The organism is Paenibacillus riograndensis SBR5 (assembly GCF_000981585.1).
GTDB classification, from domain to species: Bacteria; Bacillota; Bacilli; order Paenibacillales; family Paenibacillaceae; genus Paenibacillus_AQ; species Paenibacillus_AQ riograndensis.
Genome location: NZ_LN831776.1, coordinates 5,738,853 through 5,761,427, shown reverse-complemented (window position 1 = coordinate 5,761,427; position 22,575 = coordinate 5,738,853). Strand labels below are relative to the sequence as shown.

The 22,575-nt window shown below is 51.0% G+C and carries 22 protein-coding genes; 16 read left to right on the top strand and 6 right to left on the bottom strand.

The window, feature by feature from the left end; all coding sequences use genetic code 11:
- Positions 1-22: 22 nt before the first annotated feature.
- A complete protein-coding gene (locus PRIO_RS24490; protein ID WP_020433813.1) occupies positions 23-640 on the bottom strand; it encodes a TetR/AcrR family transcriptional regulator in 618 nt (205 codons plus the stop codon).
- 193 nt (positions 641-833) lie between these two features.
- Between PRIO_RS24490 and PRIO_RS24485 the strand changes: the two genes are divergently transcribed.
- The 14 genes from PRIO_RS24485 (at position 834) to PRIO_RS24420 (ending at position 17,112) form a co-directional block, all read left to right on the top strand.
- Positions 834-1,499, top strand: a complete 666-nt coding sequence (locus PRIO_RS24485) for a response regulator transcription factor (protein ID WP_020433814.1) — start codon at positions 834-836, stop codon at positions 1,497-1,499.
- A complete protein-coding gene (locus PRIO_RS24480; RefSeq protein WP_020433816.1) occupies positions 1,496-2,845 on the top strand; it encodes a HAMP domain-containing sensor histidine kinase in 1,350 nt (449 codons plus the stop codon). Before PRIO_RS24485 ends, PRIO_RS24480 begins: the two co-directional genes overlap by 4 nt.
- Before the next feature lie 18 nt (positions 2,846-2,863).
- Positions 2,864-3,412 carry a VanZ family protein gene (locus PRIO_RS24475; protein WP_046505108.1) on the top strand — a complete coding sequence of 183 codons (549 nt, stop codon included), beginning with the start codon at positions 2,864-2,866 and terminating at the stop codon, positions 3,410-3,412.
- Positions 3,413-3,672: 260 nt separating this feature from the next.
- Positions 3,673-4,584, top strand: coding sequence for an N-acetylmuramic acid 6-phosphate etherase (murQ, locus tag PRIO_RS24470; RefSeq protein ID WP_020433180.1), 912 nt, complete (start codon positions 3,673-3,675; stop codon positions 4,582-4,584).
- A 2-nt stretch (positions 4,585-4,586) separates the two neighbouring features.
- On the top strand, positions 4,587-6,056 hold the full coding sequence (locus PRIO_RS24465) for a PTS transporter subunit EIIC (protein ID WP_020433181.1): 1,470 nt from the start codon (positions 4,587-4,589) through the stop codon (positions 6,054-6,056).
- A 39-nt stretch (positions 6,057-6,095) separates the two neighbouring features.
- A complete protein-coding gene (locus PRIO_RS24460) occupies positions 6,096-7,145 on the top strand; it encodes a DUF871 domain-containing protein (RefSeq protein WP_020433182.1) in 1,050 nt (349 codons plus the stop codon).
- A 47-nt stretch (positions 7,146-7,192) separates the two neighbouring features.
- On the top strand, positions 7,193-8,062 hold the full coding sequence (locus PRIO_RS24455) for a MurR/RpiR family transcriptional regulator (RefSeq protein WP_020433183.1): 870 nt from the start codon (positions 7,193-7,195) through the stop codon (positions 8,060-8,062).
- 20 nt (positions 8,063-8,082) lie between these two features.
- Positions 8,083-8,562, top strand: coding sequence for a PTS sugar transporter subunit IIA (locus PRIO_RS24450; RefSeq protein WP_020433185.1), 480 nt, complete (start codon positions 8,083-8,085; stop codon positions 8,560-8,562).
- Between the two features lie 352 nt (positions 8,563-8,914).
- The gene (locus PRIO_RS24445) at positions 8,915-9,871 is read left to right on the top strand and encodes a thiamine pyrophosphate-dependent dehydrogenase E1 component subunit alpha (protein WP_046507369.1); all 957 of its coding nucleotides are present in this window, start codon (positions 8,915-8,917) and stop codon (positions 9,869-9,871) included.
- The gene (locus PRIO_RS24440) at positions 9,868-10,839 is read left to right on the top strand and encodes an alpha-ketoacid dehydrogenase subunit beta (RefSeq protein WP_020433187.1); all 972 of its coding nucleotides are present in this window, start codon (positions 9,868-9,870) and stop codon (positions 10,837-10,839) included. The genes PRIO_RS24445 and PRIO_RS24440 overlap by 4 nt, the downstream gene beginning before the upstream one ends.
- 44 nt (positions 10,840-10,883) lie before the next feature.
- Complete coding sequence (locus tag PRIO_RS24435; protein WP_020433188.1) at positions 10,884-12,224, top strand: dihydrolipoamide acetyltransferase family protein; 1,341 nt, start codon at positions 10,884-10,886, stop codon at positions 12,222-12,224.
- Between the two features lie 53 nt (positions 12,225-12,277).
- The gene (gene lpdA, locus PRIO_RS24430) at positions 12,278-13,666 is read left to right on the top strand and encodes a dihydrolipoyl dehydrogenase (RefSeq protein WP_020433189.1); all 1,389 of its coding nucleotides are present in this window, start codon (positions 12,278-12,280) and stop codon (positions 13,664-13,666) included.
- 184 nt (positions 13,667-13,850) lie between these two features.
- Positions 13,851-15,125 (top strand): RNA polymerase factor sigma-54, encoded by a 1,275-nt coding sequence (gene rpoN, locus PRIO_RS24425; RefSeq protein WP_167345662.1) that lies wholly within the window; start codon positions 13,851-13,853, stop codon positions 15,123-15,125.
- A 31-nt stretch (positions 15,126-15,156) separates the two neighbouring features.
- Positions 15,157-17,112, top strand: coding sequence for a sigma-54-dependent Fis family transcriptional regulator (locus PRIO_RS24420; protein WP_020433193.1), 1,956 nt, complete (start codon positions 15,157-15,159; stop codon positions 17,110-17,112).
- Positions 17,113-17,203: 91 nt separating this feature from the next.
- Here the strand turns inward: PRIO_RS24420 and PRIO_RS24415 are convergent, their stop codons facing one another.
- From PRIO_RS24415 to PRIO_RS24395, 5 genes are read right to left on the bottom strand one after another with little or no spacing between them, the layout of a single operon-like run.
- On the bottom strand, positions 17,204-17,995 hold the full coding sequence (locus PRIO_RS24415) for an energy-coupling factor transporter transmembrane component T family protein (RefSeq protein ID WP_046505103.1): 792 nt from the start codon (positions 17,993-17,995) through the stop codon (positions 17,204-17,206).
- A gap of 43 nt (positions 17,996-18,038) precedes the next feature.
- Entirely contained in the window at positions 18,039-18,914 is an 876-nt protein-coding gene (locus PRIO_RS24410) for an ATP-binding cassette domain-containing protein (protein WP_046505100.1), read from the bottom strand.
- Positions 18,899-19,741 (bottom strand): ATP-binding cassette domain-containing protein, encoded by an 843-nt coding sequence (locus PRIO_RS24405; protein WP_020433201.1) that lies wholly within the window; start codon positions 19,739-19,741, stop codon positions 18,899-18,901. The genes PRIO_RS24410 and PRIO_RS24405 overlap by 16 nt, the downstream gene beginning before the upstream one ends.
- Entirely contained in the window at positions 19,738-20,250 is a 513-nt protein-coding gene (locus tag PRIO_RS24400; RefSeq protein ID WP_020433202.1) for a CD3072 family TudS-related putative desulfidase, read from the bottom strand. The genes PRIO_RS24405 and PRIO_RS24400 overlap by 4 nt, the downstream gene beginning before the upstream one ends.
- Entirely contained in the window at positions 20,240-20,821 is a 582-nt protein-coding gene (locus tag PRIO_RS24395; RefSeq protein ID WP_020433203.1) for a CD3073 family putative ECF transporter S component, read from the bottom strand. The genes PRIO_RS24400 and PRIO_RS24395 overlap by 11 nt, the downstream gene beginning before the upstream one ends.
- Before the next feature lie 222 nt (positions 20,822-21,043).
- On the opposite strand from PRIO_RS24395, the gene PRIO_RS37345 reads away from it, so the two are divergent.
- Together PRIO_RS37345 and PRIO_RS24390 are read left to right on the top strand one after the other, a co-directional pair.
- Entirely contained in the window at positions 21,044-21,202 is a 159-nt protein-coding gene (locus PRIO_RS37345; RefSeq protein ID WP_331709818.1) for a helix-turn-helix domain-containing protein, read from the top strand.
- Positions 21,199-22,449 carry a transcriptional regulator gene (locus tag PRIO_RS24390; protein ID WP_331709817.1) on the top strand — a complete coding sequence of 417 codons (1,251 nt, stop codon included), beginning with the start codon at positions 21,199-21,201 and terminating at the stop codon, positions 22,447-22,449. The genes PRIO_RS37345 and PRIO_RS24390 overlap by 4 nt, the downstream gene beginning before the upstream one ends.
- The last annotated feature ends 126 nt before the right edge of the window (positions 22,450-22,575 follow it).

Here is a 22,575-nt window from a genome sequence, read left to right as displayed (position 1 = left end):
GTTTCTCCTTTGTATCTCTGATTTAGAAGCCGTTGTGTAAATAAGCAAACATAGAATTTAAGTATTGGTCAAATGACATAGCGCCAGAGTCCTCTTCCTGTGATTCACCCGGCAGCAGCACGTTTAGCCGCCCGTCCAGAATAGGCACGAATGCTCCGTAGACAGCTCCGGCAAGCAGATGGGTATACCCGTCTGCATAGCGTCCATGGGAGAACTGTTCGAGCGTTTCCTGCGCGGCGATCTGCAAGCGGCGGAATACGCTGAGGATATAAGGCTCCAGAGATGGATACTGATTCGCGAGCAATACGAACTGCCGTAATTTATACAGAAACTCAGAGGTAAACTGCAGCTTGAGCAGGTTGTACAAGGCGTCCAGCGGTGTTGCATCCGGAGGCAAATCCTTGAGCAGCATATTCCTGTCCTCTTTTGAAGCGTTACCGATAAAATACTCCGCTACCGCTTCCTCTTTGCAAGAGAAGTAATTGGCAAAAGTCCGCCGGGAAAAGTTGGCCTTCAGGACAACATCGTCAACGATGAAGCCGTCCATTCCATGTTCAAGCGCAAGCTCAAAGGCAGCTTCAGCCAAGGCATAGGCAGTGGCTTCCTTTTTTTTGTCACGCAGCGTCGGCTTGGGATTCAAGTTCCATGCGTCCTCCTTTCTTGAGCACAGACAACTGCCTGGGCTCTTTTTTATATATTCTATTATTGCCCAAAGGGCAAAAATGCACAATGGGCAATCCGATATGCGCTTTGAGCGCTCTTGGGCGAAAAAAATCTTAAATCTACAGTCAAACTACAGATTACTGTGCTATCTTTTTTCAGGAGGGATATTTATGGGCATACGAATTCTGCTTGTCGAGGATGACGAGCATATATGTAATACCGTCAAAACCTTTTTAAGCGAAGCCGGATATAAAGTAGACGCCTGCCTAGATGGCAGCGAAGCGCTTAAAAACTTTTATGATAATGTTTACCACCTTGTCATTCTCGACATCATGCTGCCAGGCCTAAGTGGTCACGAGCTTTTACGGGAGTTTCGCAAGCTGAATAATACGCCTGTTTTGATGATGACCGCTCTTTCAGACGACGATAATCAAATCCGGGCGTTTGACGGCGAAGCGGACGATTATGTGACAAAGCCGTTCAAAATCCAGCTTCTGCTGAAACGTGTGGAAGCCCTGCTCCGGCGAAGCGGGGCGTTGGCGCGGGAAATCCGCTTTGGCAAGCTGACGCTTCTGCCGGAGGATTTTAAAGCAATCTACGGCAGCACGGAAGTGCCCCTGACATTAAAAGAATTTGAAATCCTTATGTTATTGGTTCAGAACACGGGGAGGACGCTATCTCATGAAACTATCTTATCCCGCGTGTGGGGTTATGATTTTGACGGTGACGGCAGCACCGTGCATACCCACATCAAAAACCTGCGGGCGAAGTTGCCTGATAATATCATCAAGACGGTTCGCGGCGTAGGTTACCGGTTGGAGGAAGAAGCGACATGAAGAGAAGCGGTATATTCATCAAGGTATTCATATACACCATAATTTTCTCGGCATTGTTGGTCGGTGCGACGGCAGCCCTGTTTTCGCAACAGCTTATGTTCTACTTCTCACGTCTCCGAATGGAGGGAATCAGCGACACCTTTCAGCGCATGGCCGACCAGTCGCAAGGGGAAGACGACATCACTGAATTGGCAAGACGCTTCTATGAAAGAGACCCATCTTTTCAATTTTATATCAGAGATAAAGCCGGACACATTATTTACAAAACGCCCGGTGCCGATATATCCGGCATCGCTATTGGCCAGCAGCCCCCTGGCGGCAAGAACTCCACGATTCTTGTGAATCTCAACAAAGACTATAATTTTCACGCTTTGAGAGATGACGTTTTTGCGGTGAACTATGATAAGTGGATTGCGCGTGCGCTTGTTATGTTGTCTGCCATGCTTGCCGTCTGCGTCATAGGCGCGTTTGTCTTTGCCCGGCAGATGACGAAACCAATCCAAACTTTGGCGAATAATACAAGCAAGATGTCTAATCTCGAAGAAGTCCCGCCCCTGCCGGAGCGTAAAGATGAACTTGGCACATTAGCCCGCGACATTCATTCCATGTACGACAAGCTGAAAGACACTATCTCCAAATTAGAGGACGAAATCTTACGGGAACGCGAGCTCGAGGAAACACAGCGGTATTTTTTCTCGGCAGCTTCCCATGAACTCAAAACGCCTATCGCAGCCACAAGCGTCTTGTTGGAGGGAATGCTTGAAAATGTAGGCGACTACAAAGACCACCCCAAATACCTGCGCGAATGCGTGAAGATGATGGATGCGCAGAGCAAAATGATTTCTGAAATACTGGAAATTATGAATCTGAACAATGGGAAAATCGTACCCGTTCCTGAAAGACTGGATATAAGACATATAGTTGCTGACATGCTGCCTAATTACCGGACATTGTCTGAGGCAAACGGTCAGCGTATGGTTATGAATATTCTTGAAGGTCAGACCTGCTTTACTGATCCTCAAATGTTAAAGAAGGTGCTTTCCAACATCATATTGAATGCGGTGCAGAATACTCCTGGAGGCGGCGAGATTCGGATATGGAGCAAGCCTGTTGCTGACCAATACCGCCTTTGCGTACTGAACACAAGGGCGAGGATTGACGATGCGGTTCTGCCGAAGCTATTTGCCCCATTCTACCGTGTAGATCAGGCGCGGAGCCGAAAAAACGGACGGAGCGGCCTGGGACTGACCATTGTTCAGAGAACGCTAGAAGCAATGGACATTGGTTTCGCTTTGGAAAACACCCCGGACGGCGTCTTATTTTGGATTGAATTGCCGAAGATGTAAGCAAAGAAAGCAGGTATTATGAATAAACGAGAGAGAATTGAAACGGTCTTTTTATCTGGAGTTTTCATTTGTTACATGCTTTTTTTAACTAAATTATTGTTATTATCCAGAGTTTCGCATTTGGATTTGTTTAATAGTCAAAGAACGATAGTCAGGTCAATCAATCTCATTCCTTTTAATAGCATAATGGAATATTTATTTAGCAGCTCTGCCGCTATTAAAAAATTCTCATTTGCTAATGTGGTTGGCAATATAGAGATCTTTATTCCTCTTGGCACCTATTTGACATTATTCAAAAAAGATAAAAGAGCAACAACCAATCTGCTATTAATATTTATAGTAAGTTTATTTGTTGAAATTACTCAGGGGCTTTTAGGCATCGGAGCAGCAGATGTTGATGATATAATTCTAAATTGCGTGGGTGGATTAGTTGGTGTAATAGGTTATAAGTTTTTACTGCTAATATTACGGGATCAGAAAAAAGTACGTGCTGTAATCACAATACTATCCGCAATAGGATTGCCTTATTTATTATATTTGTTATTCTTCGTGAAATTACGCCTCTGAGTAACCTTATTGAATATACAAGTTTGATCGGCAGGTATTCCTGCCGGTCTTTTTTATTTCTCGCCTTCCTTTCCCGCCGCTACAGACGAACTACAGATTGGCTGCATGCAAGCATGATGGAGGCCTTATCCGGTATTATAACCGGGTGAAAATTTTGAAATAATATTACATGAAGTTGACAAACATCTTGTAATAAAATTACACGCGAGCTATAATAGGGCCAGCCAAATAAATAAAGAAGGATTAGTTTAGAGGAAAGGATGAATATTTTGCTGGAGAATCTAACCACGGAAACACGGAATCAACGGACTTTGGAGCTGGACCAGTTATCCCCTGCAGCTGTACTCAAGCTCATGCAGGAGGAGGATGAGAAGGTATCCCTGGCAGTGAAAGAAAAGCTGGGGGAGATCGAAAAGGTAGTCACCTGTGTGGTACGAAGCTTCAAGCAGGGTGGACGTCTGATTTATACCGGGGCAGGAACAAGCGGAAGATTGGGGATTCTCGACGCCGTAGAGTGTGTGCCTACATTTGGAACCGGTCCGGACATGGTGCAGGGCTTGATCGCAGGTGGAGAAACGGCAATCAGACTGGCAGTCGAAGGTGCGGAGGATTCAGGGGAACAAGGTGAAGCTGATCTTAAACAGCTGAATCTGACGCATAATGATACTGTACTGGGAATAGCCGCCAGCGGGCGGACACCGTATGTCATCGGTGCATTGAAGTATGCTGCCCGGATTGGGGCGTCTACGGCCAGCTTGTCCTGCAATCCGGATGCAGAGATCAGTAAATATGCACAATACCCGATCGAAATTTTGACAGGGGCGGAGATCTTGACAGGTTCTACCCGCTTGAAGGCCGGAACCGCCCAGAAGATGGTGCTGAACATGATTTCCACCGCAGCCATGATCGGCATAGGCAAGGTTTACAGCAATTTAATGGTGGATGTGCAGCCGACCAATGAGAAGCTGGTGATCAGAGCCAAATCGATCATTAGCGAGATCACAGGCTGCGATATGGATACAGCCTCCATTTATTATGAAAGAAGCCATCATCAGGTCAAAGTAGCTGTAGTGATGCTGCTTGCGGGACTTGGGCTTGAAGAGGCGCAGCAAAGATTGCAGGAAGCGGGAGGATTTATTCGTCAGGCGGTACAACACCACAAGGGGGAATAACCATGTCAAAGGAACAGGATTTGGCACATGGCATTTTGAGTACGGTGGGAGGGATTCAAAATGTGGAATTGATTACCCACTGTATGACGCGGGTCCGGATCACTTTAAGGGACGAAAGCTATGCGAGCATTGAGGATTTGAAGCGTGTTCCCGGTGTAATAGGCGTAATCGAGGAATCTACACTGCAAATTATTGTCGGCCCCGGCCTGGTGGAGAAGGTCTCCCGGGTGCTTGCCGACATCAGCGGAGTGGAGCTGGGAGAACCCGTTCCCTTACAGGCTGCCCATGCATTCCCGAACCCGGATAGCCGGATAAACGGATTAAGCGACAAAGAGAAGGCAGAGCAGCTTGCGGCTAAGAATAAAGAGAAATATAAGGAAAAAAACAATACGCCTGTGAAAAACTTCCTGAAATCGATTTCAAACATTTTTATTCCGCTGGCACCTGCATTTGTGGCGGCTGGTCTGCTGGCGGGGATTACCTCCGTGATCGGCAATTTCATTACAGCGGGACATCTGTCCGGTGAAGGCTGGGCGCAATTTAACCTGATCCTCAATGTCATCAAAAACGGCATCTTCTCCTATATGGCGATTTTTGTGGGCATCAACTCTGCCAGAGTATTTGGTGCAAGCCCGTCATTAGGCGGTGTAATTGGCGGTGCGACGCTTCTTACCGGGATGAAGCCGGAGCTGCCTATCCACAATTTATTTACGGGAGAACCGCTGATCGCCGGGCAAGGCGGTATCATTGGTGTTGTGCTGGCGGTTTGGATTTTAGCCTTGATTGAAAAAAGATTGCATAAAATCATGCCTAACTCCATCGATCTGATTGTTACTTCTTTTCTGAGTGTACTGGCAACCGGCTTGCTGACCATCTTTTTGATCATGCCATTAGCCGGGTTTGTTGCCGACAATCTGCTGGTAGCCGTTAACTGGATATTATCTGTAGGCGGTGCGTTTGCAGGCTTTTTCCTCGGCGGAATCTGGCTGGTTATGGTTATGCTTGGTCTGCATCACATCATGACACCCATTCATATCGAATTGATTGCCCAGACCGGGATGACCATATTGCTGCCGATTCTGGCCATGGCCGGGGCAGGTCAGGTAGGTGCGGGGCTGGCACTTTGGATCCGCTGCCGTAAGAACAAGCAGCTTACGGGCATTATTAAAGGGGCTTTGCCTGTAGGTGTGCTTGGCATCGGCGAACCGTTGATTTATGGCGTAACCCTTCCTTTGGGCAAGCCATTCGTAACTGCGTGTCTGGGCGGTGCGTTTGGTGGTGCGGTCATCGGATATTTTGGCAATGTAGGCGCTATGTCCATTGGCGCGTCGGGTATCGAAATGCTGCTGCTGATTGCTGACGGTAAATGGTGGGTGTACCTGCTGGGATTGATTACAGCATACTTCTTTGGATTTATCTGTACCTATTTGTTCGGTACGCCAAAGGAAGCCCGTCAAGCAAAGGAAGCCTGAACCAATAAATAACGATCCGGCACAAAGGAGTGTGAGCAAGTGAGTGGTGTATTGGTATCACTAACTGAGCAGAGCCTTGATAAGACAATGGAATATTTGCGCTACATGCAGCTGAATGGATTCAATTCGATTTTTACTTCGCTGCAGATTCCGGAGGAGGACCCGCGGGAGCTGCTGGAGCCGCTGACGAGTATCGGGCAGTTTGCCCGCAAACACAATATGCTTTTCATGGTGGATGTGTCTCCAAGAACCTTTGAGCATTTCTCGCTGCAGCAATTGAAAGACAGCGGGGTTACCGGATTAAGAATTGATAACGGCATGGAGATTGCTGAAATTGCCGGGCTGACCCACGAATGGCGTGTTGCTTTGAATGCGAGTACGATCGATCAGGCATTTTTGGACGGCTTGCGCGGGCAGCAGGCGAATTTCGCTTCCCTGGAGGCTTGGCATAATTATTATCCGAGACCGGAGACAGGTCTTGAGCTGACCATTTTCCAGAACCAGAACCGCTGGCTGCAATCCCAAGGCTTAACCGTTGCTGCCTTTATTCCCGGGGACGGGGATTTAAGAGGCCCGCTGCATGAGGGGCTGCCAAGCCTGGAGAAGCATCGTCATCTGTCTCCTTTTGCCGGTTACTTGGAATTAGTGCAGGAGTGCTTTGTGGATCATGTTCTTATTGGCGATTTATCGGTAAGCTCCTGGACGATGCAGCAATTTCTTGCCTGGAATGAAGGAGCAGTGTTACTGGGCGTTGAGAAGCAAAGGCCATCACATGTATGGGAGGCAGTCCACCATAACCGTCCGGATATAGCACGTGACGTAATTCGTTCAGAGGAAGCGCGGCATCACTTTAGGGGAAGCATTCTACCGGAGCATACCGTGGAACGTCCAGCCGGAGCGCTAACGATCGATAATGATAAATATCTACGGTACCGCGGGGAATTTCAGATTGTCCTCCAGCCTTTGCCCGCCGATGAACGGGTTAACGTCATCGGCTATGTCGCCCAAAGGGATATTCCCCTGCTGCCGCTGCTGCATAAGCACAGGCTTCCCTTTCGGTTTCTTGCCACGGCATCCTATTGTGAATAATATTAAGGTATAAAATTTATTGTTCACGTCATTACGGAGGTGTTGGTATGGGTGTCGGAGTGGGTCAAATTTTATCAAGAATTGAAAATGTGATGCCAAAATTAACACAATCCGAGCAAAAGGTAGCGCGCTTTGTACTGGAGTCCCCGGAAGAAGCGATGATTATGTCCGTACAGGAAATGGCAGCACGTTCTCTTTCCAGCAGTGCGTCAGTCGTGCGTTTTTGCCGTTCAATCGGCCTGAAGGGCTTCCCCGAATTAAAGGTAGCTTTGTCGGCAGATCTGGCTCAAGGGCAAAAAACCGGTTACTTCGATTTAAATAAAAATGAAAATACGGCGGAGATCGTCGATAAAATTTTATCTAATGTGATCCAGTCTCTCAAGGATACCGTAGGGCAGCTTGACGTAGCTATGATTGAAAAAGTGGCGCACAGCCTGTACATGGCCCCCGTCATATTTGCCTACGGGATTGGCGCATCGGCACTGGTTGCAGAGGACATTGCCCAAAAATGGCTCCGGATGGGGAAAAATGTATATGCGTTTCATGATATCCATGTACTCACCATGAGTATGGCTAATGCACCCAAAGGAAGCGTATTTATTGGAATTTCGTATAGCGCTGCGACCAAGGAAGTGCTGGAGCTGATGAAATTTGCCCAAAAAAGCGGATTGACCACCGTTAGCTTTACCGGGTTTGGCCGCAGCGAGTTATCGGATATAAGCGATTTCAATCTGTTTACCTCACTTGCTCCTGAAGCAAAGGTGAGAAGTGCGGCAACCAGTTCCAAGCATAGCCAGTTTTTTGTCGTGGATGTGCTGTATTATGCATACGCCTCAATTAATATTAACGATTCTATTGATAAAATTACGAGAACCCGCAAGGCGACTAATGAATTGAAAAACTTGCCGGAGACCTAACTCAGCGAGGAGAGAATTAAATGTTTGGCTGGAGAAAAAACAAAATCGAAGAAAATACCCTGGATATTATCTCCCCAGTCCCCGGACAAGTAGTGGGTCTTGAGCAAGTCCCGGATGAAGCGTTTTCTACGAAAGCTATGGGGGAAGGGTTTGCTGTTCAACCTATTAAAGGAGAGGTGCGGGCACCCTTTTCAGGGAAAATATCCCATATCATGAATCGAAGCAATCATGCAATTTTGCTGGAAAATGAAGCCGGCATACAGATTCTCATTCATGTTGGGGTAGACACGGTATCGCTGAAAGGTGAAGGTTTTGTGCCCCATGTTGTGACAGGGCAGACGGTTGAGCAGGGGGAGCTGCTGCTGGAATTTGATATAGCCAGGATTCAGGAAGCAGGGTTATCCGACATCACCTCAGTAATTGTACCTGGCGGCCAAGAGAAGGTTCAGCGGATTGAAGGCTTGCAGGATGAGGATGCTGTATTACGTATTTATTATTAGATAAAATGAGTCCGAAAAAGCGGCCGTATGTGGTGAACAGGCAGGAATTAGGTGTACAAAATTCGCCAAAGTGCTGGTTAATTTAAAAGCTTTCGCATTCCCATTTCGGGAAACTTCCCGGAATGGGAAAACCCGTGCGCACCCTTTCCCTTTTTGGGAAAGGGTGCTTTTGTGCATCCGCCGTTCAACCGGCGGGTTAACCCCTCTGGCGGCTGTAATTTCAGAGAATCCGCATGAAAAAATAAAAATAGAGAATTTTGCAAAGTTGGCACGGAAATTGCTCTGTATATAGGTGAGGGCCAAATCAAGAGGAGGGATTCAATTGCGTATTTCAAAAGAATTGCTTAGCGGGATGTACCGGAAGATGCTGAGTATCCGGAAATTTGAAAAGACGGCATCCACCTTTTTTGCAGAAGGAAAAATACCGGGCTTTGTCCATCTTTACATCGGGGAAGAGGCCATCGCCGTCGGGGCCTGCGCCAATCTGCGGGATGACGATTATATTACGAGCACCCACCGGGGGCATGGACATATCGTCGCCAAGGGCGGAAATCTGAAATATATGATGGCAGAGCTGTTCGGCAAGGAAACCGGCTACTGTAAAGGCAAAGGCGGTTCGATGCATATCGCGGATGCGGAGCTGGGCATACTCGGCGCCAACGGAATTGTCGGTGCGGGCCACCTGATTGCAACCGGAGCGGCGTGGAGCGCAAGTTACAGGGGAAGCGATCAGGTCAGCGTGTGCTTTTTCGGAGACGCTTCCACGAATCAGAGCACTTTTCATGAAGCGATGAATTTAGCAAGCCTATGGAAGCTGCCGGTTATTTTTGTATGCGAGAACAATCTCTACGGGATATCGGTCAGCCAGGCCAGACATCAGACGATCAAGGACATTGCGAAACGGGGCGAGGGCTATTGCATGCCTTCCTTTACGGCGGACGGCAACGATGTGATTACGGTGTATGAACATGTACAAGAGGCGGTCCGGCGGGCGAGAAACGGCGAAGGCCCTACCCTGCTGGAATTCAAAACGTACAGACAGCATGGCCACTTCGAAGGTGATCCCGGAGCTTATAGACCGAAGGAAGAAGTGGAGGCCTGGCTGCAAAAGGACCCAATCCCCAGATTTGAAAAGTACCTTACGGAGAACAAGCTGATGACGGCGGACGAGTTAAAACAAATCGGGGATGAGGTTGACGGGGAGATCCAGGAGGCGCTTGATTTCGCTTTTGCCAGCGGTTATCCGGCTCTGGAGGCTTCGGTTCAAGGGATTTATTCCGATATCGTGGAGGAGGCTAGAAGCAGATGAGAAAAATGACCTATGGTGAAGGAATCCGTGAAGGAATGCGCAGCAAAATGCTGGAGGACCCGAATGTGGTATTGCTTGGAGAGGATGTCGGGCCGTATGGAGGAACCTTTGGGGTAACGAAGGGACTCTGGGAGGAATTCGGCGAGGAGCGGGTACGGGATACCCCGATTTCTGAAGGAATTATTGTCGGAGCTTCCGTGGGGGCTGCCGCAACAGGGCTGAGACCCGTGGCTGAGCTGATGTTCATTGACTTTCTGACCTTTGGCATGGACGGACTGGTAAATCAGGCTGCCAAGATGAGATACATGTTCGGCGGCAAAATCTCCGTACCGCTCGTGCTGCGGCTGCCGGCAGGCGGCGGAATCAGTGCGGGGGCACAGCACTCCGGGTCGCTGGAGGCCTGGGTTACGCATGTGCCGGGACTCAAGGTGGTCTATCCATCCAATGCCCAGGATGCCTGGGGCATGATGCTGACTGCGATTGAAGATGACAATCCGGTGGTTTATATCGAGAGCAAGGTTCTGTATTCGAAGAAATTCGAGGTGGACGACACGGTTGCTGCGGTTCCTTTTGGCGTGGCCAGTGTCAAGAGAGAAGGAAGCGACGTTTCCATTATTACGTACGGCAAGCAAGTGGATGATGCGCTAAATGCCGCAAAAGTACTGGCTGAAGAGGGGATTGAAGCAGAGGTTATTGATCTGCGCTCACTCTATCCGCTGGACAAGGAAGCGATATTCAGCTCAGTCGCCAAGACGCACCGGGCGCTTGTGGTAACCGAAGAAGTGAAGCGCGGCGGCTACGGGGGCGAATTGTCCGCTATGATCTCAGAGCTGTGTTTTGATGAGCTGGACGCTCCTGTTGTCCGGATTGGCGCATTGGACACCCCCGTCCCATATTCTCCGGCCCTGGAAGCTTATGTGCTGCCAAATGCGGATGATATTATTCAGGGCATCAAGAGCATGTTCTGACCCGGCCCAAGAAACGTCAATAAGCAAACTTGCGGAGGTGCACAATGGCTGAACTTATCGTTATGCCCAAATTAGGGCTCACTATGACCGAAGGGACAATCTCCAATTGGCGAAAAGCCGAGGGGGACACCGTGACCCAAGGGGAAATCCTGTTTGATGTGGAGACGGACAAAATCTCCAATGAAGTTGAAGCAAAGCTTGGCGGAGTGCTGCGGAAAATTATTGTAGAAGAAGGCACTGTGGGCATCTTCCAGCCGGTGGCGGTCATCGGCGATGCCAATGAGGACATCTCCGCTCTGCTTGGCGGCGGCGCGCCGGCGGTGGCGCCCGCACCTGAGCAGGCAGGCCCCCCGGCGGATGGGGCGGCTGCTGTAGGTGAGGCGGCGGTTCCAGCCGCCGGTGGCCGTATCATCGCTTCGCCGTATGCGAAGAAGACAGCCGCGCTGTTGTCCGTTGAGCTGCAGCAGGTGAGAGGGAGCGGGCCGCAGGGCAGAATTACCGCAGGAGATGTGCGCAAGCATGCCGCAGAAGGCGGCAGCGGAGCCGCGGCCAAAGTGAAAATATCTCCGGCGGCAGCCAAAGAAGCAGCAGCCCTCGGCATTGATCCTTCCGGGCTTCATAAGGAAGGAAGAATTATGAAGGAGGATATCCGTTCCTTCGCGGCAGCCTCTACTAAGACAACTGCACAGCCGGCGGTACAGGCAGCCATACAGGAAGTCACACGGGTGCCGATGAACAGCATGCGCAGAATTATCGCCAAGCGGATGCTGGAGAGCCAGGCGGTTTCTCCGGCTGTGACCTACAATATGAAGCTGGATACAACCGCCCTGGGTCTGCTGAGACAGCAGCTGAAGGATACGCTCAAGGTTACTTATACTGATCTGCTGGTCAGCATTGCAGCCAAGGTACTGCTGGAGTTCCCTCTCCTGAATTGTTCTGTTGAAGGAACGGAGCTTGTGCTGCGGAATTATGCCAACATTGGAGTAGCCGTGGGACTGGAGGAAGGACTTATAGTCCCTGTGGTCAAGAACGCCGCCCAAAAGGGACTGGCTGAAATATCGCAGGAAGTGAAACGGCTGGCGGCAGGAGCCAGAAATAACAGCCTGACCCCCGAGGAGTTGACCGGAGGCACGTTCACCATTACCAATCTGGGCATGTACGGCATGGAGTCCTTTTCGCCGATTATCAATCAGCCTGAGGTCGCCATTCTGGGCGTCAATGCCATCGTGGACACTCCGGTTGCCGTCAATGGTGAGATCGTCATCAGACCCTTGATGAACCTCAGCCTGACCGCTGACCACAGAGCTGTGGACGGGGCGGTTGCGGCGCAATTTATGCAAAAAATCAAAGCCTATGCGGAAAACCCGGCACTGCTGCTGCTGTGATAGGCCTAAGCTTCTGAAGTGGATGCTCACAAAACATAGAAGGAGAGAGAACCATGAGGATCGTTGTGCTTGGAGGCGGCCCGGGCGGATACGTGGCTGCGATACGGGCTGCGCAATTGGGAGCGGAAGTTACACTTGTAGAGAAAAAGGCTCTGGGCGGAACCTGCCTTAATGTCGGCTGCATTCCAACCAAGGTGCTGCTTCATACCACGGAACTGTACACTCATCTGAAGCGGGAGGGTAAGGCGCTTGGGATCGAGGCTGCGGACGTCTCTGTGAACTGGGGCCAGCTGCAGAAACGCAAAGACAAGATCATCAGAATGAACACCGGCGGCATTGAGGCGCTGCTCACCAAAAACAAGGTTGCCAGGCTGAGCGGCTCAGGCAAATTCATCAGCGCCCGCGAGCTGGAAGTCACCGCAGCCGATGGCAGTGTCCGGACGGTTGGCTTCGACCGGGCGATTATCGCCACAGGCTCAGAGCCGTCCTCCGTGCCTATTCCAGGTGCCGGGCTGGAAGGAGTCATTACAAGCGATGGAGCACTTTCGCTTCCTGCGGTACCGCCAAGCCTCTGCATTATTGGCGGAGGGGTCATCGGCTGCGAGTTCGCCAGTGTCTACAGCAGCCTGGGCTGCAAGGTTACGGTTATTGAGATGCTGCCCGAACTGATTGCAGCCATGGACGGCGATATTGTGCAATGCCTGCGGAAGGAATTCGCAAGCTCCGGCATTGAGGTGCACACAGAGACCAAGGTGGAGAGAATTGAACAGACGGCGGCGGGACTGCGGGTAGTCACTTCCTCCGGGAACGGCAGCCATGTGATAGAAGCGGATAAGGTGCTGCTGTCCATCGGCCGGCGGCCGGTGACTGCGGGCCTGGGACTGGAGGACATCGGGGTGCAGCTTACCCGCGGGGCAATCCAGGTTAACCGGAAAATGGAAACCTGCATACCGGGCATCTATGCGATCGGGGATTGCAACGGAGGAATCATGCTGGCTCATGTAGCCTCCGCCGAAGGGGTTATTGCTGCGGAAGCGATTATGGGCGAGCCTTCGCCGGTTGATTTCAGAACGGTTCCTTCCTGCGTCTACACCCGGCCTGAGCTGGCATCCGTGGGAATGACGGAGACGGAGGCCAAACAGCAGGGATTCCGGGTGAAGACAGGCCTATTCCCGCTTCAGGCCAATGCCAAATCCATGATTATGGGTGAGAGCAGCGGACTGGTGAAATACGTTGTGGACGCCGGCAATGATGAAATTCTGGGGCTGCACATTGCCGGCCCACGGGCAACAGACATCATTGTGGAAGGAGCGCTGGCGATTCGCCTTGAAGCAACACTGGAGGAAGTCGTGACCACCATTCATGCCCATCCGACTGTAGCGGAATCGCTGCACGAAGCCGCACATGCCGTTCATGGCCGGGCCATTCATCTTCACGAATAACGGATAGTCTTTCATCCTCAGGAGCAAATCCAATACGATGAACAAAGTATGCCGATCCCGGTTTGCCTGCGGATTGTCATATTAAGTTCATCGTATTTGTCTTTATTAGACTATGTGGCGTTTTATAATAGAGAAAGGATATGTAAGCGCATACAGTTTAAGGGGTGAGCAAATGAGGCTGGTTATGGATACCAAGCAAAAAATGGGTTTGTCTCCCGGGCTGCGGCAATCCGTCGAGGTGCTGCAAATGGATTCGCAAGAGCTGGACCAATATGTACACCGGTTGTCAGAGGAAAATCCGTTGATTGAGGTGCAGTATTCCTGGGGCGGCAGCAGCATTAAGGGCTCTAAAAGCACGCAGCATTTGCTGCAGTATGCGGCAGGTCCCCGGCACAGTCTGCAGGATCAGCTGCGGTCGCAATTGGCGCTGCTGCCGCTGACCAAGAGTGAACGGCCTCTTGCGGCCTATCTGATTGGCTGCTTGGATGACAACGGGTATTTTGCGGAACAGGTGGAGGTCGTTGCAGCCGGACTGGGAGTCGGCTGTCAGGTTATCGAAGCCGGACTGAGACGTGTCCAGTCCCTGGAGCCTTACGGAGTCGGCGCCAGGAATTTGCAGGAATGTCTGCTGCTGCAGCTGGAGCACTCCGGCAGATTGACGCCTTTATTACGGCTGCTGATCGAACACCATCTTGAGCAGTTGGGCGGCAATCAGCTGGTCCGTGTCGCCAAAGAATTGAACACTTCCCTAAAAAGGGTTCAGGAAGCATACAGTACGATTAAATCTTTAAACCCCCGTCCCGCGTATGCCTTGGATAACGGGGAATCAACGGTGTACATTGTACCGGATGTGTACGTTATGCAGAAGAACGGCGCGCACGAAGCCGCCGTGCATCCCTTGTCCTGCCCGCAGATTACCCTTGCCGAAAGCTATCAGCGCCTGCTCAGCCTGAGCGGTGACGAAGAAACGCGCCGCTATTTGCAGGAGAAGCATGAACAGGCAAGCTGGATCATGAGATGCCTCGAGGAGCGCAAGAAGACTTTGTGCCGCGTAGCCGGCGCCATATTGAAGCTGCAGCGGCCTTTTTTTGAAAGAGGACAGGATTATCTCGTTCCCTTAACACTCGGCAGGATAGCCGAAGAGCTGGAGCTTCATGAGTCCACGGTAAGCCGGGCGGTCCGGGGCAAATATATGCAATGTGTATGGGGAACCTTTGAGCTGAAATATTTTTTTCCTTCCGGAATTACGGGGGAAGACAGCGATTGGACGCCGGATGCCCTGAAGCGGGTCATCCGTGAGCTTATAGAGGGAGAGGATAAGCAGGCAGCCTACAGCGACCGCCGGATCGCTGAGCTTCTGCTTGAGCAAGGCGCGGTCATCTCCCGCCGGACGGTTGCCAAGTACAGGGAATCCATGCGGATCGCCTCTGCTCCCGGCAGACGTGAATATCCGGTATAGACACTGCGGGCGATGGAAAGGAGCTGTAGACATGCGAATCAGCAATACGGAATCGCTTGGAAACTGGAAACATTTCATATTCAGCGGTGAGTGTGCCGCCGGGACAAAGCCGGTCATAGCCGCTTCATGGAGAAGATGCCGTAAGGCCGGAGTCGATCCGATGTGCGGCAAGGGAATGCAGGTGTCAGAAGAGGAGCTGGCTTTCCGCCTGCAGGAGAAGAAGCAGCTTCTTTCCGTTGCCAAGCCGGTCATGGACAGCATCTATCAGATTATCAAGGATACGGTCTATGCAATTGTCCTGACCGATCAGGACGGTGTTCTTCTGCACACGGTACTCAATAAGGAGCTTAAACCGGAATGTGTCAAGGTGAATTTCGTGGAAGGGGCCAAATGGGATGAGCTCAGCGTAGGCACCAATGCGGTGGGTACCGCGCTGGCTGTCAATGATGCGGTTCAGGTGCTGGGCAGCGAGCATTACTGCACGTCGCATCATGCCTGGACCTGTTCGGCTGCACCGGTTCATGATAGCCGGGGCAACGTGATCGGATGCCTGGATCTGTCAGGCAAGGCAGAGGATGTTCATGCCCATACGTTCGGCGTTGTTGTATCGGCGGTCAGCAGTATCGAGAAGCAGCTCCATATGCTGGAGGCCAGCCAAATGATGCATGCCGTATTCCAGTCCATGCAGGACGGGCTGCTTGTTATTGATACCGAATACCGCGTGCGGCATTATAATGAAAGGCTGGCCTCGATCTTTATGCTCAGCCTGGAGCAAATGGAAACCTTGCGTATCAAAGAGCTGCTGGAAGAAGTCGATTTGGAGAGTGTGTTCGCCGGCGAACGGAATTTAAGCTACGCCGATTGTACGCTCACCGTAGGCAGCAACAAAATTGATTGTATGGTAAACATCTATCCGTTCACCTTCGATGACAAGATTCTGGGCGCTTCGCTCACGATCCGGGAAGCCGGGCAGGTGCGCAAAGAGGTCAATCAATTGGCCGGCTTCAAAGCGAACTACCGGTTCGCGGAAGTCATCACGGACAATTCCTATATGCAGGGGCAAATCGCATTTGCCCAGAGGATCGCGAAGACCAACTGTACAGTGCTGATCGAAGGGGAGAGCGGAACCGGCAAGGAGCTGTTTGCCCAATCGGTTCATAATGCGAGTCTGCGGGCCGGCGGTCCGTTTATTGCCATCAACTGTGCTGCGCTCCCCAAAGATCTGGTAGAGAGCGAGCTGTTTGGATACGAGAAGGGCTCCTTTACAGGGGCGCTCCGGGAAGGCAATCCGGGAAAGTTTGAGCTGGCGCACGGAGGGACTATTTTTCTGGATGAAATCGGGGAACTGCCGCTGGAGATTCAGGCAAAGCTGCTCCGTGTTCTGGATAACCATAAGGTCCGCAGAATCGGGGGCAAGCATGAGCGGACGCTGGATGTAAGAGTCATTGCAGCCACCAACCGCGATCTGGCGGAGGAAGTGGACCGGAAATCATACCGCAGCGACTTGTATTACCGCTTGAATGTAATCAATATCAAGCTGTTGCCGCTAAGGGAACGCAGGGAGGATATCGCCCCGCTGGCAAGGCTGTTCCTGCTGAAGTGCAACCGTGATCATCCCGGCCCGGCCAAGCGGTTCAGCCCCTCCTTTCTGGAAGCCTTGCAGAGCTATGAGTGGCAGGGAAATGCGCGCGAGCTTCAGAATGCCGTGCAGCGGGCTTATTATGTATGCAGCTCTGCGGAGATTACCCATCTGGATTTGCCTCCTGCACGGACCTCGCTTCTGCAACACTCCAACAGCGGTAATGCAGCGGTACCGGAGAAGCCTTCAGCGGAGGGGGCCGGCAAAAAAATGGAGCAGATAGAGATGGAAAGCATCTGCAGTGCGCTAAAAACATGCGGTGGCAATGTTGTCACCGCAGCCAAGATGCTGGGGATCGGAAAATCGACCATGTACCGGAAGATTGCCGGGTATGGAATAAGGAAATAGAACAAATAGCGGGGTTATCACGGGTTTTCAGTTCCGGCACAAGCAAAGAAGCGCCCCGGCAGCCATGCTCAGCACCGGGGACGCTCCCTTGTTACCCAATAAAAATAAACAACAAATTACAGACAGCGAAGCTAAAAACGGCATAATCACTTAGCTTAAACTGGTAGATCCGGATGGGGGTTCTTCCTTCCTCTCCCTGGTAGCAGCGGGATTCCATGGCGACCGCCAGGTCCTTGGCGCGGAGAATAGACATCACGAACAGCGGCATAAGCATGGGCAGCACTCCGCCAAAGCGGGAGGAAAGCCCCTTGCGGTGAAAACCGCCTCCCCGGGCAAGCTGGGCTTTGCGGATCTTGTCGAATTCTTCCACAAGAATAGGAAGAAAACGCAGGGCGATGGAGAACATCATGACAGCCTCATGAACGGGAAAACGCCATTTTTTTAAAGGCTTCAGCAAAAGCTCCAGTCCTTCCGCCAATACAATAGGCGAGGTTGTCCGTACCAGCAGCGACAGGAGCAGCACAATCCCGGCAATCTGCTCGCACATCATCATTCCGTTGACCAGGCCCCGGGTAGAGAATTGAAGGGGACCCCATTGAATCAGGGTGTCGGCCGGCTCTGACAGCAGAATCGCTTGATAAATCATTGTCGAGGCAAAAAATAACGATAGAGAAAGTAATGTAAGGACCAGAACGCGCCAAGGCAGCTTCGCGATCCCCCATAACAGGATCAGTATAAGCAGCTGTAAGGTTTTCAGCCCCGGATCATGGGTGAACAGCATAGCAGCGCCAAAAAGCAGCACCGCCACAATTTTCATCCGCGGGTCCCAGCGTTCCGGCCACGAATTCCGTTTTTGATAGAGTAAAAAGCTTGTGCCTGACATAACGCACTCCTCATTTACAATAAGCTGGTTGATTCTTCAAGTGTTAAGTGGATACTTGCCGGTTCTGGTGCAAAGCGAGAATGGCGCCGGCGGCCTCCAAGGCGGTAAGCGGCCGGTTGTCTTGAACAGCAGCCCCAAGCTCCCGCAGTATCCGGGATACGGCCAGCGCCGGCGGCTCCTCCCAGTCAAAGGCCTGCAGCAGCGCCGGATCTGACAGAAGCACGGAGGGGGCGCCATCCGCCACAAACTGTCCGGCCATAAGCGCAATCATACGTGCAGCATGCTCAAGAATCTCTTCCAGCTGATGACTGACCCATATGATCGTGATCCCCTGCTCACGGTTCATCGCATGGAGCAAATCAAACAGCGCGGTCCGTGATTGCAGGTCCAGTCCGGCTGTGGGTTCGTCAAGAATCAGCACCTCCGGTTCCAGGACAACCACTCCTGCAATGGCTACACGACGTTTCTCCCCTCCGCTGAGCTCAAACGGACTCCGGTCTTTAAATTTCCCGTAATCCAGTTGAACGGCTTGCATGGCCTTGCGCACCTTGGCTTCCTGAATTTCAGGGGACAGCTTGGCGCTCCGGAGCCCGAAGGCAATGTCTTCATACACGGTGGTAGAGAACAGCTGGTGTTCAGGGTATTGAAAAATAAATCCGATCCGGTCAAACTGCTCCGGCTGCCGGTTCAGATGGGGATCGGTCCCGTCCAAATAAAGGTTTCCTTCGGACGGTGACAGAAATCCCTTCAGCAGCTGGAGGAAGGTTGATTTGCCTGAACCGGATTTGCCGGCAACTGCCAGCATTTCGCCCTTGTCCACGGTTAATTGCAGCTTCCCCAGCACTAATGGTCCGGCCAAGGGTCTGTTCTTACGCCGTTTGCTATAGGTGAAGGAGACATGGTCTAAGATGATCTGCATAGCAATCCTCTCAATTCTTGTTCACTTAAAGTTGCAGGTGCGGGGATTCCGCTGCGGCGGAGCAATTCTGCAAGCTTATAATAATAGGGCAGCTCCAGTCCGCAATCGTGCAGCAGCTGTGTATCCTTCTGCAGTCCTGAAGGCGGTCCGGATGTGACGATCCTGCCTTCACGGAACAGCACCCAGCGGTCTGCGCCCATTACCTCTTCCAGATGATGGGTGATATAAATCAATGTAAAGGGAACCCGTTGTCTCACCTCATGCAGGGTTTCCACGAACCGGCGGCGGGCAACCGGGTCCAGCATGGATGTGGCTTCATCCAGAATGAGATAGCGCGGGGCAAGCGCCAGTACAGAAGCGAGTGCTAGCTTCTGTTTCTCACCGCCCGATAAACGGGTGACCGGACGTTCTTCATCGGCCTCTAACCCGACAAGCTGTAGCGCCCAGGCAATCCGGCTGCGGATCTCCTGCTGCGGCCAGCCGATATTGGAAAGACCAAAAGCAATATCCTCACCCACAGTAAGCCCAACCTGCTGATTCTCAGGATTCTGGAAGACGATTTGCACCGCCCTCCGGATCTCCTGTACTTCATGCGGCTCCGCAGTCCGGCGCCCGTCAACCGTCACCGTTCCCTCCGTCGGCAGCTCAATGCCGTTTAGCAGGCGGGAAAGCGAGGATTTGCCTGAACCATTGCGGCCCAGCAGTGCCACGAACTCTCCCGGCTGAATGTCGAGCGATACCTTCGATAACGCCGGCCTCAGACCGGCGTGCCCAGAGGCTTCATCGGGTTCATTATAGTAAAATGTGACATCCTGGATACGTATCATTGCTGCTCATCACCCTTTTGGGTTACAGGCGTACGGGTAGGGCCGTAGACACTATTTGAATCCCCGGGATTGAAGGTTCCGTCAGCGGTGTTGGGAATCTGCCAGAAGAAATCAATGGCTACCCCGTTCTCTGCGGCCAGCTCCAGAAAGTCGCGCATAAATACGCCTTTGCCCGGATCGCAGGAGGGGCTGCCCGAGATTCCGAGGCCGCCCACGATGGAATACCCGTGATCCTGATAGGTTTTCAGCTGTTCCACAACAGGCTGGAGAATGCTGCGGTTATGGCTGCGGAATTCCGGGGTATCGTACTCCTCGACCGTCATTGGAGGACGCTCCGGCCCCAGGAAGGTGAATTCCGGGCAGGGCAGCTGAAACAGCCCGTACCCCTGCTCATAAGTCCAGTCGACTGCCGCTTTCATCACGCCTGGACTTCGAGCCTCGCCTTCCACTACGGCATTCTGATTGATGACGCAGTGGGAGGCTACAATAATCTTTTTGCTACGCTGCACGGGAACTATCCTTCTTCTTAAGCGCCGGGCGCTTGATTAAAGAATGCGGCAGATTCTTGACTACGTAATATACAAGCAGGGCGGATAGAATTTTATCGATCAGGTTCTCGCCAAGGCGCGGCAGAAAAGCGGCAGCGAACAAGCTGGTTCCTGCCTGCTTGAGCCATAACACCGCAACATCCTGCACTCCGCCCGTTAATCCGCCAAACAATCCAATGGCGATCACTGAACCCACGGCGGGGCATAGAATGCCCAGAATAATACCCGAGACCAGGGCTGAAGAGAAGGTGAAGCCTTTCTTACGGGAGGCATAGCCGACCACCAGACCGACAATGACATTTACAAGAGCAAAAGGTATAGCTGTATACCCTGAGGTTACACCAAGCACAAGGTTTGTCAGCAGGCCGACGAGCGCTCCCCATAAGGGGCCAAAGACGGCGGCAATGAATATAGTGCCAACGGTATCCAGAAACAGAAAAGGAATTTTTAAATTGCTGACCACAGTTCCTGCAATGACATTAATGGCAATAGCAAGGGCTCCCAGCGTAATGACGAGCGTTTTTTGATTCATTTCATTCTCCTCCTAAAGATCATAATGCTGATGAATTTTTTCATTTCATGAATCCAGCTGATTATGAACCCGAAGCCCCCTTTGTACATAACGAGCGCCGCCGTACATGAACCGGCAAACACTACAGACGAATAAATAACCAAGTAAGTATATTGGTATTATTGTATATCATTTTATGCAGAATTTTAGGGTTGTCAATGGTATTAAACTGGAAGCTGGTTTATGGGGCGGGATGATGCCGGGGCTACAGCCACGATTCGCGATGCATTAGCAATGTATCTGTCACAGCATGGAATGTCCATTAATCAATTTGCCGGAATATCCGGAATTAATGCTGGAACACTTAGCCGGGTGGTTGGGGGCACCAGCCGATTGCCATGAATCATCTGGAGCGGATTACCAAGGGTATGCAATTACCGGAGGACCATTTTTACAGTTTATATGTAGATGAATGCTTCCATTATTCTTCCCCTACTTGGCGGCGGCTGCGGCCGTTTCTTTTGCGTTCGGCAGAACTGGGCCGTCTCGACTGTATTGAACAGGTAGTGCAGAATCTGCTTGAGAATCTGACCTACGCTCCCATGCTGTTTGAAGTAGCGGAAGGGTTGTTTCAACAGGGGCAGTGGCAAGCAGCAGCGTTATTGTATAGGAATGTGAGCGCCAGTGAGAAATATCAAAATTCCGAGCGGCTGGCGGCATGTCAATACCGCCTATTTAGAATTGCCCTGGGTGACGATCAGACCCAGAATTTGCAGGCGGCGCTCCTCTTTGAGTGTTATCTGGATCGGCTGGATGAAGCGGATCAATTGGATGGACTAAATCATTTGATCAATGTTTATTATTCCCTACGCAAGTGGCATAAAGTGGATGAACTGGCGCAGGAATTGCTCCGGTTGGCTACTCTTCGCTATAACCTTCAGCACTCAAGCCGCAAGCAGAACAACGAGAAAAAACCTGAGAAACCATTCTACCGCTATATCCTTTATTCACATCTGGTACGTTCAAGCGTTTGTGAAGAAAACAAAGACTACAAGTCAGCACTAAAATTCGTGGCCCTCTACATGGTTGCAAGCTGGATACAAGAAGACGATGAAAATGCCAAGAGAACTGTAGCTCAATATCAGGAATGGGGTACTGCAAACACCATGCTCTATCAATTAATGTCAGGACAACATGAAATACTGCCTGAATATGTAGAACATATTTCCCCTCAAAGTGACGAGGTATTTACTGCCTTATTTAATATCATCATATCGGCTAACCGGTACGACTGGAATGTTGATCACATTCTGGAACGGTTTGCTGCCTATATCCCTTATCGGACGAATTTCACAGAATTTGGTCAATACAATCGGCAGATTGTAGCAGACCAATATGCCCGTTTTCTCGTTGAATTGGCGGCCTATTATTTACATAATAATCGTAATGAAGGGATTAACTTCATCCTACAGGGTTTGGAATCATCTGCTAAAATCAATAACGAAAGTAATGTAATCAAATGTGTCGATCTGTTTGAACACTATCGGCATCGAGCAAATGAAGAAGAGAAAGAGCAATACAAACTTCTGATCAGAGAGGTGCAGAACGCAAATGAAAAGAAAACTTATCATGCTTCTAGCTTCGTGTAGCCTGGCTATCGCAATTATTGTACCTGTGGTAACCGTCCAACCTGTAACAGACGGAAATACTCAAATGTTAATTCAAGTTATGGGACACGGTATAGGTGGTGATTGAACCTTTATCATTCGACAATG

Excerpts from the sequence above, each read along its gene's own strand:
- PRIO_RS24485 (WP_020433814.1), top strand. The coding sequence starts at position 834 with ATGGGCATACGAATTCTGCTTGTCGAGGATGACGAGCATATATGTAAT.
- PRIO_RS24480 (WP_020433816.1), top strand. The coding sequence starts at position 1,496 with ATGAAGAGAAGCGGTATATTCATCAAGGTATTCATATACACCATAATT.
- PRIO_RS24475 (WP_046505108.1), top strand. The coding sequence starts at position 2,864 with ATGAATAAACGAGAGAGAATTGAAACGGTCTTTTTATCTGGAGTTTTC.
- murQ (WP_020433180.1), top strand. The coding sequence starts at position 3,673 with ATGAATATTTTGCTGGAGAATCTAACCACGGAAACACGGAATCAACGG.
- PRIO_RS24465 (WP_020433181.1), top strand. The coding sequence starts at position 4,587 with ATGTCAAAGGAACAGGATTTGGCACATGGCATTTTGAGTACGGTGGGA.
- PRIO_RS24455 (WP_020433183.1), top strand. The coding sequence starts at position 7,193 with ATGGGTGTCGGAGTGGGTCAAATTTTATCAAGAATTGAAAATGTGATG.
- PRIO_RS24450 (WP_020433185.1), top strand. The coding sequence starts at position 8,083 with ATGTTTGGCTGGAGAAAAAACAAAATCGAAGAAAATACCCTGGATATT.
- PRIO_RS24445 (WP_046507369.1), top strand. The coding sequence starts at position 8,915 with ATGTACCGGAAGATGCTGAGTATCCGGAAATTTGAAAAGACGGCATCC.
- PRIO_RS24440 (WP_020433187.1), top strand. The coding sequence starts at position 9,868 with ATGAGAAAAATGACCTATGGTGAAGGAATCCGTGAAGGAATGCGCAGC.
- PRIO_RS24435 (WP_020433188.1), top strand. The coding sequence starts at position 10,884 with ATGGCTGAACTTATCGTTATGCCCAAATTAGGGCTCACTATGACCGAA.
- lpdA (WP_020433189.1), top strand. The coding sequence starts at position 12,278 with ATGAGGATCGTTGTGCTTGGAGGCGGCCCGGGCGGATACGTGGCTGCG.
- rpoN (WP_167345662.1), top strand. The coding sequence starts at position 13,851 with ATGGATACCAAGCAAAAAATGGGTTTGTCTCCCGGGCTGCGGCAATCC.
- PRIO_RS24420 (WP_020433193.1), top strand. The coding sequence starts at position 15,157 with ATGCGAATCAGCAATACGGAATCGCTTGGAAACTGGAAACATTTCATA.
- PRIO_RS24415 (WP_046505103.1), bottom strand. The coding sequence starts at position 17,995 with ATGTCAGGCACAAGCTTTTTACTCTATCAAAAACGGAATTCGTGGCCG.
- PRIO_RS24410 (WP_046505100.1), bottom strand. The coding sequence starts at position 18,914 with ATGCAGATCATCTTAGACCATGTCTCCTTCACCTATAGCAAACGGCGT.
- PRIO_RS24405 (WP_020433201.1), bottom strand. The coding sequence starts at position 19,741 with ATGATACGTATCCAGGATGTCACATTTTACTATAATGAACCCGATGAA.
- PRIO_RS24395 (WP_020433203.1), bottom strand. The coding sequence starts at position 20,821 with ATGAATCAAAAAACGCTCGTCATTACGCTGGGAGCCCTTGCTATTGCC.
- PRIO_RS37345 (WP_331709818.1), top strand. The coding sequence starts at position 21,044 with ATGGGGCGGGATGATGCCGGGGCTACAGCCACGATTCGCGATGCATTA.
- PRIO_RS24390 (WP_331709817.1), top strand. The coding sequence starts at position 21,199 with ATGAATCATCTGGAGCGGATTACCAAGGGTATGCAATTACCGGAGGAC.